This is a genomic window from Pseudomonas monsensis, from assembly GCF_014268495.2.
In the GTDB taxonomy this organism is placed as follows: domain Bacteria; phylum Pseudomonadota; class Gammaproteobacteria; order Pseudomonadales; family Pseudomonadaceae; genus Aquipseudomonas; species Aquipseudomonas monsensis.
This window is the reverse complement of sequence record NZ_CP077087.1, coordinates 4,233,862-4,247,192: the sequence shown is the minus strand read 5'-3', so window position 1 is coordinate 4,247,192 and position 13,331 is coordinate 4,233,862. Positions and strand designations below refer to the sequence as shown.

Below are 13,331 nucleotides of genomic sequence, written 5' to 3'. Positions count from 1 at the left end.
GGCTTGCCAGCGATGGCGTCCTCTGAGGCGCAATCGCTGGTGGGCGCAGACGAAGGGTTACTGGAGATCCGCTGATTTCTCAGAGGTTGTCGGGCGACACACCAGCGCCACCCGCTCGTAGTTCAGCGCCTTGTTGCGTTCCGGCAAGGCATAAGGCGCTTCGCAGCGCTGGTTCTGCCAGTTGATGGTCAGGGTACCGGCGTCGGCTTCCACCAGCGCCAGTGCCTTGCCGCCCGGGTCGGAGATCGCCAGTTGCTTGCCGGCGCTGTCCTCCAGCGAGGCGCCAAACGGGATCGGCTGGTGTTGCGCGTCGAACAAGGCGAACTGCACGCGGCGTCCGGTCTTGCTGGTGTAACGCGCCAGCACCACCGCACCACGGCGTGGCACCACTTGCCGGGTCGCATTGTCGATCTCGATATCGCCGCCCAGATCGCGGGTGTCGAGGTTGATCCAGTTCACGCGATAGGGCTGCGCATTGGGCACCACGGCGAAGCCGTTACTGCCGGTCTTGGCCCCGCTGAAACTGCCGATTTTCACCCCTTCCACGCCTTCGACCTGCGCCAGCGCGAATGTCTCGCCCACGGTTTGTCCCAGGTTGACCCCGCCGCCGTGGCCGACGATCGAACCTGCCAGGTTAAGGTTCTGCGAGTTGTAGCCGCGTCCCTGACTGTAGCCGGCACTGATATCCATCACCGAGGTGCGAGTGCTGAGGTTGACCGACCCAGAGCTGCCGCCGGTGCTGCTGTTGCCGGCTTGTACCGAGTAATAGGTGTCGCTGTCTTCCGACAGATAGCCATTGATGCCCATTTGCGTGGTGTCGCTGGATTTCTGCGTGCTGGCCGAGACAAAGGCCCGTGGTGCACGGGGCTTGGAACCCAGCGGGAACGACACGGACAGGTTGACCAGCGTGTCGTTGTTCGCCGGGCCGTAATTGCCGACATCTTTGGAGTAGGTGGCGCCGATGTTGTAACTCACATCCCCCCAATAGTTGCTGTAACCGGCCGACAGGCTTTGCGAACCGCCGCGTCCCCAATAACGCTGGTCGCTGGCATTCACGTAGACGCTGCCAAATTCCTGGTTGCGCCCCAGGCTCTGGTTGACGGTCAGGTCGGTGCGGGTTTTCGAGTTGCCGCTGCGTTGCTGGCCATCGCGGCTCAACTCCTCGACGTGCTCGGTGAGGGTGCGATAGCCCTCGGTCGAGTAACGGTAGGCGGCGAGGGTGAAGTTGGTGTCGGTGCCGGTGAACGTCTTCGCATACAGCGCGCGCAAGCTGTTACCGGTGACCGTTTCGGCGAAGGTGTTGCTCATGGAGTGGGTCAAGTCCAGTGAGATCGCACCGATGGCAGTATTGCGACCGGCCCCGACGGACAACGCCTTGAAATTGTCCGTGGCCTGCACACCGACGATCCCGGACAAGTTGCTGCTGATGCCATACGCCAGTGTGCTGCTGACAAACTGCGGGGTCTGCTGATCCTCGCTGTTGCTGTTGTACTGGCCGGCCGAGACGCTGTACTTCAACTGGCCCTGACGGACCATGATCGGCAGGCTGGAAAATGCTTGCACCGTCACCCGGCGTCGACCATCGGCTTCGATAATCGTCACTTCCAGGTCGCCATTGGAACCGCTGGGGTAGATATCGCTGATCTCGAACGGCCCCGGCGGCACGTTGGCGGTGTAGAGGATGTAGTCGTTCTGGCGAATCTCCACGGTCGCACTGGACTGCGCAATGCCGCGAATCACTGGCGCATAACCGCGCTCGCTGTCGGCACGCATGCCGTCGTCGGACGCCAGTTTCAAGCCGCGATAGCGCACGCTGTCGAACAGGTCGGCATCGGAGAAAATATCCCCGGCGCTGAACTGGCCTTTGAGTGCGGTCACGTCATGTTGCAGATAGCTGCGGTTGCTCTTGAACGTGCTGGGCTGGCCGGTGCTGCTGTTGAAATTCGACTCGTTGCGCAAGCGCCAGCCACCGAGGTTGATCCCGTTGCGCAAGCCGAGGTTGTTGGACAGGGTGTTGTCAGCCTGGGTGCTGTTGCGGCTGCTGCTCAACTGGTAGTTGATGAATGCGGCGGGCACGCCTTCGTCCCACAGCGCCGGGTCGACGTAACCACGGCGGCCACGCTCCATGGCGCTTTGCGGCACGCTGACCATCAGGCGCAGGCGCGGCACGTCGTAACGCACGCTGGCATGATCGATCAGGGCGGGCAAGTCGATGCAGGCGTCGGAGTCATCAGCGGCCAGTTTGCCGCTGGCTTGCAGTTGGCCGATATCGACCCCCAATTGCTGCACCATCTCCAGGGTCAGGCAGGCCTCGACCTTGCCCGTGCCGGGGTGGCGACGGAAGTCGATATCGCGACGGCCGACCAGGGTCTCGTTGCCGTAGAGGTCGACCCGGTAAATGCCGGGTAACACGCGACTGCTGGCGAGCAGCGATTGCAGGTCAACAGAGGAGGGCGCGCCTTGCAGAAACGATGTATTGAATTGTTCTTCGTCATCGGCCAGGCAGGTGCAACTGAACACCAGGGCAATCGAAAATGGCGCCAATCCGTCGCGCTTGAGTAAAAACATGCAGGAACCCTATATCACCTCCGAAACGAACTAACGGAGCGAAGAGAAATACAGTGACAGTGCGGCTGTAGCAGCGGCACGGAAGTTATGGCGCTTCTTTATTCAAACTGGCGCGGGCATCGAGATTGTTCGAAAGTTGCGCGCTGTAACGGTCTTGTGCGCCATAGTCATTAATGCTGCTGAATAACAAGCGCACTGTATTGGCGTTGTGAGGTTGTTTGAGGCTGAACTCTTTCTGTTCGCCGGGGGCGATCATCATCGAATCAAAAGGGTGTTCGCTGCCTGCGCCGGATTGCAGGGTGATATCGGCAATCGACACGTGATACTGGCCCGGGTTGTTCACCTGCAGTACTCGTTTGCCGGCGCGTTCGGCCAGGCGCCAGGTCAATTCGCTCGGCGCTAGATACGCGTTGTTTTTCAGTGCCGGCGGGCGGAAGAACACCTTGATGCGCTGGCGCACGGCCAGTTGCAAAGTGTTGGCCGATTTCGCCGACTGGGGAATTTCCTGCACGTTGAGCCAGACCACCGACTCGCGGTCGGTCGGCATGCCCGCGCCTTCGTAAATCACCCGCAAGATCTGCTGTTCGTCGCCGCTGACGCGCACCAGGGGCGGCGTGACGGCAAAGGGTACCGCGGCGGTTTCACTGGAATCGGTGTCGATCCACGACTGAATCAGTACATCTGCACCGCTGTTACGCACGGTGATCCCGGCTTCCTTGTGTTGGCCGTCGAAGACCAGACGGGTGCTGCTCAAGGAAATGCCGGCCATGGCCTGATTGGCCACGAGCAGACCCAAAAGGCCCGCACAAAAGGATAATGAGTGACGATAAAACATAGGGGGTACCGCGCAATTGAATGAGGGTGCAGGGCCGATCGGCCCCGCACCAGGCGTGAGTGTTCGCGCGGGTTATTCGTATTGCAGCGTGAACGGCAGAGTGGCGTCGCCACGACCGGCAACGGCGGTTGCCACGTCGGCGGTGGTGACGTAGGCGGCCGAGAATTTCAGCGTGGTGTTGCTGTCTTGCAGGGTATTTTCGATCTTCGCGGTGGACGGCGAGCTCAGGTCGATCAACGCGCCGTTGGAGTCGAGCAAGGCGATACCGATGTTCTTCGCAGCGCCCAGGCCGTCGATCAGCTTCAGCACTTTGGTCCCGGCAACGATGCCCGAGCCTGCGCCCTTGGTCGGTTCGAAAATCATCGCCACTTTTGTGCCGGCGTTGCAGTTGATCTTCATGTCGAAGTTTTCGGCGCTCAGGGTGCCGTTGCCTTTAGGTGCAGTGGCGGTGCCCATGTCCTTGATCGACACTTCGCCCATGTTGACCGAAATGGTTTTGTTGCTTCCGGCGCCTTCAACCGAGCAGGCATCGTTGTTGATGGTGCCGGTGAAGTTGATGGTGCCGCTGCCGGCCTTGGTTGGTGCTGGCGGAGCCGGTGGATCTTCTGCCAGCGCATTGCCCGTGGCGGCAATGATCGAAAGGGCGAGAAGTGCGCGAGTCAGCTTTTTCATGTTGTTTTCCAATGGTTGGGGTTAAAACAACAACACGATATAGCGCGCACTTTTGCTGGAACATCAGACGATTCCTAGAAGTCGTCTTTAACTGGAAAGTCATTATCTGTTAGTTAAACAAGTTGCGTTCTATGCAATAAGCCAATAAGTCCTGATCACTGCTGACTTCAAGTTTGCGCATGGCCGATATCTTTTGAGTGCTGATCGTCTTGGCGCTTCTGTTCAACCCACGGGCAATGTCGCTGACGCCCAGCCCCGAGACAAACAAACGCAATATTTCGTGCTCCTTGGGCGACAGTCGGGTAAAGCGTTCGTCGAGGTCAGCGTTGTCGACAATCACGGAAGTCGGCGGCGGTCCGTTGCTGCGTACCGGATTACCCCGGGCAATGGCCTTGAGCGCCGTTTCGATTTCGTTGTGCAGCTGGTTTTTCTGAATGATCGCCAGCACCCCGAGTTCTTGCAGGCGCGTCAGGATCAATGGGTTGGAAATCATCGTCAGCACCAGCACGCGGACGCCGGGGTAGTGCCGCGTCAGGTAGTCCACCAGTTTCAGACCATCGCCGTAGGTCGAGTCGCCGGGCATGTTGAAATCGGTGATGACCAGATCCACCCGGCGGGTTTCGAGCAGGTTGATCAGTTCGCTGGAGCAAACGGCTTCGCCCACCACGCGAAAGCGCTGGTCACGCTCAACCAGCTCGCGTACCCCCAGCAGAACGATGGGATGGTCATCGGCAATGACTACGTTCAGGGTTTCCATGGCTGCTTTATCCAGAGTGAAATTATTCAAGGGTATCCAACAGATCTTTCAATCGAGCCAGATGCTGGCGGACTTCCAGGTCCAGGGCGCGGGTCACGGCCATGCCGTGCAAACGGCACTCCAGTTCGACAAACGCTGTGGCCATGGCTTCGACCTGCACCGCACCCAGCGCGCCGGCCATGCTGTGCAACTGCTGCGCCACGCGATTGGCATCGGCGCTGTCCAGTGCCGTCAGGGTCGTGTGTATGTCCTGGCGCAGAGTGGTGACAAATAGTTCGCGCATTTTCGGCGACAGCTGGATCGGCGCGGGGGTGGCTTCCGGCAGCGCGACCTTGCAGTGTTTTTCCAGGTGCGCGCGCAGGGTGGCAAGGTTCAGCGGTTTGACCATCCACGCGTTCATGCCCACCGCAGCGCAGCGTTCGCCTTCTTCGCGCAGGGCGTTGGCGGTGACGCCGATAATCGGCACGGTCTGGTCCCGTTGGCGCAATGCTTCTGCCAATTGGTAGCCGTTGATGATCGGCATGCTGACGTCGGTCAGCACCAGATCGAAGCGCCCCGGCGACCACTGCGCCAGCGCCTGTTCGCCATTGGCCGTGACGACTACCGTGCAGCCCAGCACCTCCAGTTGCTCTTTGATGATTGCCGAGTTGATCACGTTGTCTTCCGCCACCAGTACGTGCAGATTCAAGCGCCGGGTCTTCTCCGTCGGCAACGGCTGCCTGGCGCTGCCGGCGCCATGCAGGGTTTGATGAATCGCCCAGGCAATCGCCCGGACATCGCCGGCATCGACTTCCCGCTCGACACCGCGCAACTGCGACGGGTTGGGGCCGCCTGCGGTGGCGATGATCCGTGACCCGGGCCACGGCGTGGTATTGGCCAGTGGCGAGAGCTCCACCAGCAGCGCCGATGACCCGGGCGCATCGGCCGGCAGCGCACGGCAGTCGAGGCCGAAACGGTTGAGCCAGGCGATCAGGTGCTGTGCCAGCTCAGTGACCTGGGCGCGCACATAAACGGCGGGGATGCCGGGATTGAACGCAGGGCAATCGGCCAATGCGCCGGGCGCGTGTTCCAGTGCCAGTTGCAGGGTAAAACTGCTGCCCAGTCCCGGTTCGCTGACCACGTTCAACTGGCCTGCCATCAACTCGCACAGCCACTTGCAGATGGCCAGGCCGAGGCCGGCACCAGCCTGTTCGGTGGCGTCGTTGACCTGATAGAACGGGTCGAACAATTGCTGTTGTTGCGCCTGGGAAATCCCCACCCCCGAATCGCTGACCTGCCATTGCACATTGGCACGACCGTCGACACTTTCCAGCACCCGTACCCGCAGCACCACACGACCGTTATCGGTGAACTTGATCGCGTTGCTCAGCAGGTTGTTGAGGATCTGGCGAATCCGTATCGGGTCGCCGCGTAGCCGGTCCGGCAGCGTCGCGTCGATGCAGGCATACAGTTGCAGACCCTTGGAAAGGGCGAAGGCGCTGTAGGTGCGCACGGTGTCTTCGGTCAATTCCAGCGGGCAGAAATCCTGCAGTTCGAGGGTCATCTGTCCGGCTTCGATTTTCGACACGTCCAGCACATCGCTGATCAGCTGGAACAACGTGACGGACGAGCGCTGGATGGTGTCCAGGTAATCCTGCTGACGCGGGGCGAGCGCGGTCAGGCCGAGCAGTTCCAGGGTGCCCAGCACGCCATACAGCGGGGTGCGAATCTCATGGCTCATGGTCGCGAGGAAGCGGCTCTTGGCCTGGTTCGCCGAGTCGGCGGCCTGGCGTGCATCTTCCAGCGCCGCCGCGTCTTCGACATGCCGGGTCACGTCATGCAGCGCACACAACCAGGCGTCCTGCCCCTGATAACGGGTGGGCACGAAAGCAACGTGCAGGTGGCGCCCGTCGAGTTCAAGGTCGGCGTGGCCGGGGGCGGTGCGCGAGGTGAGCAGGTTCATCAACTGGCCGTAGTCACGCCACTGCTGGGCACGCTGATTTTGCAGAAGCACATGGTGATCGCTGCGACGGATCACGCACAGGCCGGTTGGCGCGGTGTCGATCACCGCGCGGCTGAACGCTTCGCTCTCGGCGATGCTCGCGTGCGCGCTTTGCGCCGGCAGAATGACCCGGGTCTGGTACCAGCGATTGACCGCCCGACTGCAACCGAGCACGGCGATCACCAGCGCCAACAGGCACAGCAACGGCCACAGCGCGTAATCGAGAAAACTGCGCACACTGATGAAGTAGATTGCCGTCCAGTGTTGCTCGCCGGGGCTGCTCAGTTTGAACACCAGGCCGTCACGCTTGAAATTCACCCCTTCATTCAGCGCCTCGTCGGGTTTCAGGGCGCCGGTCAAGACTACGCCACGTGGGGTGATCAAGGTGAAGTCGTCGTAGATCGACCACTGCATCAGCCGCTCGATGTTATTGACCTGCGACAGGTTCATAAGAGAGCCCAATACCACCCAGGTATCGGCGCCCTCGACGGTTAACGCGGTGCTGGCCAGATTGATACTCACGTAGGCCAGCAGGGTTGGCGTTTTCTTGTCATCCTCGGCAGAGACATAGGGTTCCCAGTGCACCTGAAGATCGGGCGGCGGCGAGCGCTGCCCGCGCAGGCGCTTGTTCACCTGGGTCATCACTTCGACCAGATGGCCGATCTGCGTCTGCTCGTTACCGCGCAAGCGCCCGGCAGAGGGTACGGCCACATCAAAATTGTCGGGACCATTGATCAGCACGACCTCTGGCGACTGATAGTGCGAGGCTGACCAGAACGCGCTGTAGTAAGCGGCCAGATGGGTGCCGAGGGCAAAGATTTTCGGGTATTGGCTGGGGGCGATCCTGTCCGGATTGATCTTCAGGCTGTAGGGCAGCGAAAACGGCAGGCCGCGGCCCTCAAAAACTCCCGGCCCTTCATCGGGCAGAGGCCTTTGTGTGTAGGGCGGCAATAGGGCAGAGGGCAGCCGCTCACCCTTGGCGCTTTCCCGGGCGATATCCTGCAGGAACACTTCCTGTTCGCGGACATTCTCCATCAGCCGGGCAAAGTGAAACTGCAAGGTTTCGCGTCGCTCTTCGATCATCCGCGTCACCCCCACGTAGCTGATGCCCAGCAACAGCAACATCAGGGCGCCGAGCACCAGCAAACTCTTGTTCAGGCGCGATGAACTGCTGGCGAGTTTTTCCAGCAAGGCATTGGGATGTGGCATTAGCGAGCCTGGGCAGCAGTGGTGGGAGAGCCTTTGGACACAGTGACCTCGAAAGCAAATGACATTCGTCAACACCCGCTTGCGGGTCAATACGCGTTCGCCGGCCCGTCATGGGTCAGCAATTGCTGGAACTGATCCGCAGACACGGCGTGGGAGATCAGGAAACCCTGAACCTGAGTGCAGTCGATTTTACGCAACAGAGCAAGTTCTTGCGCGGTCTCGACACCTTCAGCCACCACCGTCAGCCCCAGCTGGCGACCGAGGCTGACAATGCTGGTCAGTGCCTGGGCCAATTCCTCATTGGCGTTGCAGCCTTGCACCAGCGTGCGGTCGATCTTCAACTCAGTGAAGGGCGCCGAGACCAGGTTCATGTACGAGCTGTAGCCCTTGCCGAAATCATCCTGGGACAGCTCGAACCCTTTGATCCGCAAGCGGCAGGCACCGGCGTAGAAATTGCTGATGTCGTCGGGCACCGAGCACTCCATCAGTTCGAAGCAGATGCGTGCCGGCAAGCCTTGATGAGCCAGCACGAACGCGTGGATGCGGTCGGGCAGGTCATGGCTGTTGAGCAAGTGAGTGGGCAGGTTGATCGAGACCGGAATGTCATAGCCTTGCTGGCGCCAGACGATCTGCGCGGCAATCGCCTGCTCCAACACACACCACAGCAGGCGTTCCTCGAGGCTGCAGGCGACCAGCGCCGACAGGAATGCCCCGGGTAACAGCGTGCCATGCTCGGGATGCATCCAGCGCACCAGAGCCTCGGCGGCGACGATCCGGCCATTGCTCAGGGCTTTCTTGGGCTGGAACCAGGCGTGCAGTTCGCCATTGCCCAGCGCTTGCAACAGACTCTGGCGGTCGATGCCTTCGCGGGTCTCGGCCGGCGGCGTCTGGCGCAGCGCCTGCAATTGATCGATCAGGCAGCGCAGGGCGGCCGTGTTCACCGGTTTGGAAATCAGCCCGATCACTTTCACTTGCAGATTGCTCGCCACCAGGCTGGCGCCCATCAACATGCGCCGGGAAGCGGCGCTCATGATCGCCAGCGCGGGGCGCGACCGATGCGCGGCGAGGCCCTGAATGAACTGCACACCGTCCATGCCCGGCATCAGCAGGTCGGTGAGTACCAGGTCGAAATCGCGTTGTTTCAGGCAGGCCAGTGCCGCTTCGCCGTCCCTGGCGCCGACCACGTCGAACACGCCCAGCTCATTGAGCAGGCTCTGCAAATACAGGTGTTGGAAGGGATGGTCTTCGACAATTAAAAGGCTACAGGGCTTCATGAGCAACTCGTTCGTAGGGAGCCAGGACAGCGAACAAGGCTCGCAGCGTAAAAGGTTTGACCAGGCAGTGATTCATCCCGGCGGCCAGGCACAGGGCGTCTTCACCGCGCATCGCGTTGGCGGTGGCGCCGATGATCGGGGTGGTGCAGCCCTGACGGCGCAGCGCCTCGGCCAGTTCGTAGCCGTTGAGCCGGGGCATGTTGACGTCGGTGAGGACGATGTCGAACGCGCCGTTGCGCCAGAGCGACAAGGCTTCTTCGCCATCGTTGGCCAGCGCCACCGAGCAGCCGAGTTCTTCGAGTTGATCGCGCAGGATCAACTGGTTGATGACGTTGTCTTCTGCCACCAGGATGTGCAGGTGCAATGGCCGTAACGTATGGCGTTCCTGGTGCTGCGGATGCGGGGCGATCGGACCGCCCTGAGCTTGGCGAACCGCGCGCTGGATCGCCGCGAGATCGTTCAGATTGACCTTCCAGCCGTCACGGCTGAACTGCGGTTCGTGGGCACCGTCGCTGCTGGCCAGCACGCGTGGCCCGTGCCATGCCGGGTTTGACGGTTGTCCGAAGGGCGCGGGATGCAGCTCCAGTAGTACAGCCGTCGCGTCGGGCTGGGTGGTGTCAGGTGCGCCGATTTGCGCGCGGGCTCCCCAGCGACGCAACCAGCCACTGAGGCTGTCGGCCAGTTCGCGGATGGGCGACACCACGTAGACGCTGTTTGCGGCCAATGTCGGCAAAGCGACAGGGGATGCGCCGGAGGAGGGCTGTTCCAGCGGCACGCTCAGGGAAAAACTGCTGCCCAGTCCTGGCTCGCTGACCATGCGCAGAGTGCCATTCATCAAGTGCGTCAGACGCTGGCAAATCGGCAGGCCCAGGCCCGTGCCGGCCACCACGTTGGTGTTGCCTTCGGTCTGGTAGAACGGTTCGAAAATGAACGCCTGATCCTCATGGGCGATGCCTTTGCCAGTGTCCGAGACTTGCCATTGCAGGCACACCCGTTCGCCTTCGCGACTGAGCAGTCTGACTCGTAGCACCACGCGTCCGGAGTCGGTGAACTTGACCGCGTTGCTCAGCAGGTTGTTGAGGATCTGCCGTACGCGGCTGGCATCGCCGATCAGCCGGTCCGGCAGTTTTGGATGGAGGCAGGCATACAGTTGCAGGCCTTTGCTCTGCGCCGCCGCCGCGTAACCCTGGACCACTTCCTGCACCAGCGTCGCCGGGCAAAACTCACTCAGTTCCAGCGCCAGTTGCCCGGCCTCGATCTTCGATACATCGAGCACGTCGCAGATCAATTGCAGCAACGTGGCGGACGAACCTTCGATGGCTTGCAGGTAACTTTTCTGTTGGCTATCGAGTTGCGTACGCGCGAGCAATTCCAGAGTGCCGAGCACGCCGTACAGCGGGGTGCGGATTTCGTGGCTCATGGTGGCGAGGAACAAGGTCTTGGCCTCGTTGGCCGCATCGGCCGATTGGCGCGCCTGTTCCAGCGCGGCTTCGATTTGTCGGCGCGCACTGATGTCGCTGAACGCACACAGCAACACGTCTTCACCCTTGTAACGAGTCGGTGCGCAGCTCAGGTAAAGGTGGCGGCCGTCGGCGGTCTCGAAGTAATCCGTCAGGAACGGCTCGGCAGCATCGAAGGCATCGCGAATCCAACCGGCGCCCAGTTGCTCGCCACAGGTGCCCAGCCATTGCCGGGCGAGGGTGTTTTCCAGCACTACCTGACCGTCGCTACGGCGCAGCACGCAGAGCGCCACCGGGGCGGTCTGGATCACGTCGCGGCTGAACAGCTCGCTTTCCACCAGCGCCTGGATCCGGTGAATCGCCGGGTTGATCACGCGGTGCTCCAGGCGCCGGGTCAGCAGGCATACCAGGCTGATACTCAGCAAGCAGAACAGCAACGCACCGAGCATTTGTGGCCACAGCGCCCACAGCACCGCGAGTAAGTCGATGGAGTAGGTGAGTTGCCAGTCGGATGATTTCAGTTGCTTGCGCAGCACCAGTTGCTCGGGCAGCCACCCGTCTCCGACAAACCCGAAGAAGTCCTGTTGCCGCAGCAGCGGCAGGTTCTGCCCGGGCGGCGGCTTGTGGCTGTTGCTGAACAGCGGCATGCCTTGCGAGTTGAACATGGTGAACTCGCCGGCACTGTGGTCGCTCAGGGCGCTGGAGACTTCGCGGTCGTCCATTTCCAGGCCGAGCCAGCCGGAGTTGATGTCGCGCGCGTCTAGACGAATGAAGATGTATAGCTGCGAGTGGCCGTCGGCGGCATGGGTCAGCCAGAGTTCTTTGATGTTGCCGCTGTCGTGGTGCTTGAGGGTCTGCAGTTGTTCGAGCATGGTCTCGGGGAAACGGCCGATCACCGCGGTTGCGTTGTACAGGCGCAACACTTGGGTCCGGGGGCCGCTGCTGACGTAGACCAGGTTGAGCTGCCGGGCCTTGAGGTAATCGCGCATGCGTCGGGTCAGCCAGATGCTCCATTGCTGCCCCGGCGCTTGCCCGAGCAGCAGGCGGATCTCTTCCTCGGAGACCGGCAAATCCATGTTGGCCATGCGCGTGGCCGACAGGCTCAGGCTTTCGAGCAGTGCTTCACGGGTGGTGAAAAAGGTATGCGCTTCAGCAATCGCGCTGCTCATATAGCTGCGCCGCTGGGAGACTTCATTGTTGAAGGTGAACAGCAGAAAGCTGTACACGCCGCCGAGAATGCCCAGCAGCAGCACCAGCGCGAAAATGCGCAACAGGCGTCGCGCAGCGTGGGGCGTGGACAAGACCGGGCTGATCTGGTGGAGGTAGTTCTTCAATCGCATCCCGGCACATTAGGAGCGGCCGGGCATGATGAAAATCAGACGATTCTTAAAGAGGGCTGCGCGAACAATTGGCTATAGCAACGCATCAATGGATTCAAAGGTAACTCATGACAAATGCAATCGTTGCGTTAGCTGTTCCGGCGCGCATGCCCTTGTCGAACCCACCATTGCCACCTGTTTCAGCGACGCGAAAGTAACGAGCGCTCAGGGGGATCTTCAAGTTGCCTCCCGCAGAGGAATAGTCCGCGAATACATAGCTTTGATGTAAGACTAAGGGGTTTCCATCGCTATTGAGTACTTGCAAAGCCACACCCTGAGCAGTCGAATCTGCACTCAGCTTTACGATACCTCTTGTGGAATTTTGCGAGGGAGAAGTCAGGGTAGGCTTGAGTGTATAAGTTACCTTTTTTATGCCTGGCGGACAGTTGTTAAGGCTGATGTCAAATTTGACCGGCTCAGAATATGCGCCGTTGTGGGCAAAGCTACTCATGTCATGCGACCCCATGTCTACTTTGATGTCAGGCGTTTCACAGGATTGAGGCACAATCGTTGTGCCATTGGTCGCCATTGCTAGTGGTGATACACCATCTGCATGGAAAGTCCCAAGTGTTCCTGCCGGGATTTTCTGTACATCGACTACATCCGCTATTTTGAATAGCCGTAGCACGTGTCTTGTGGTGTCCCATCCGTATCCGCCCGCTTGTCGGCGAATACCCGGATAAATGGGTATCGCTACATCGTCTCTGAAGGACCACTGCCATGCGAGCCCGGTGTTTCCGATTGCGTAAACAAGGTCGCCCGATTTAGACACACCGACGTTGTTCTGAATACCATATGAAAATTCGTTCGTACATCTATACGAGCTGGGCGTAGGTCCAAGTGTTAATGAAGGACTTTCATATATTACGGTGCCGTTAGGTGTGTCACGGGGGATCGAAAGGGTAGCTGGTATTTGCATAGTGATAGTTGTTTGATGATGACCCGGGAAGAACGAGCAATTAGCCGCGCCCGCGTAGCTGGGCGCGAAAAGTAACGACAGACATAGCGTGTGAATCAATTTCGTTAGCTTGAGCGGGCGCTGGAGTTTGAAACGTTTCATGAAGAGGGTTTACGTAATCGGCCAATGAATTGCGTACGTTAAACACGCCGTCTGGTTGTAGACATCAGGCGATTCTTAGAAAGCATCTCTTCCTTTGCACCGTGTCGCGGCCATCGCGAGCAGGCTCACTCCTAAA

General features: G+C 60.3%; 8 protein-coding genes. All 8 read right to left on the bottom strand.

The genetic code is table 11. The features are described from left to right. Positions 1-57: 57 nt before the first annotated feature. Positions 58-2,568 (bottom strand): fimbria/pilus outer membrane usher protein, encoded by a 2,511-nt coding sequence (locus tag HV782_RS18655; protein WP_186744392.1) that lies wholly within the window; start codon positions 2,566-2,568, stop codon positions 58-60. 85 nt (positions 2,569-2,653) lie between these two features. Continuing rightward, entirely contained in the window at positions 2,654-3,403 is a 750-nt protein-coding gene (locus HV782_RS18650) for a fimbrial biogenesis chaperone (RefSeq protein ID WP_186744390.1), read from the bottom strand. 72 nt (positions 3,404-3,475) lie between these two features. After that, positions 3,476-4,075 (bottom strand): fimbrial protein, encoded by a 600-nt coding sequence (locus HV782_RS18645; protein ID WP_186744388.1) that lies wholly within the window; start codon positions 4,073-4,075, stop codon positions 3,476-3,478. Between the two features lie 109 nt (positions 4,076-4,184). Next, on the bottom strand, positions 4,185-4,832 hold the full coding sequence (locus tag HV782_RS18640) for a response regulator (protein WP_123462406.1): 648 nt from the start codon (positions 4,830-4,832) through the stop codon (positions 4,185-4,187). Between the two features lie 22 nt (positions 4,833-4,854). Further along, positions 4,855-8,022, bottom strand: a complete 3,168-nt coding sequence (locus HV782_RS18635) for a hybrid sensor histidine kinase/response regulator (protein ID WP_186744385.1) — start codon at positions 8,020-8,022, stop codon at positions 4,855-4,857. An 86-nt stretch (positions 8,023-8,108) separates the two neighbouring features. Beyond that, positions 8,109-9,296 (bottom strand): response regulator cyclic di-GMP phosphodiesterase PvrR, encoded by a 1,188-nt coding sequence (pvrR, locus tag HV782_RS18630; protein ID WP_186744383.1) that lies wholly within the window; start codon positions 9,294-9,296, stop codon positions 8,109-8,111. Continuing rightward, positions 9,283-12,096, bottom strand: coding sequence for an ATP-binding protein (locus tag HV782_RS18625; protein ID WP_186744381.1), 2,814 nt, complete (start codon positions 12,094-12,096; stop codon positions 9,283-9,285). The genes pvrR and HV782_RS18625 overlap by 14 nt, the downstream gene beginning before the upstream one ends. A gap of 94 nt (positions 12,097-12,190) precedes the next feature. Further along, complete coding sequence (locus HV782_RS18620; RefSeq protein ID WP_186744379.1) at positions 12,191-13,195, bottom strand: fimbrial protein; 1,005 nt, start codon at positions 13,193-13,195, stop codon at positions 12,191-12,193. Between the last annotated feature and the right edge of the window lie 136 nt (positions 13,196-13,331).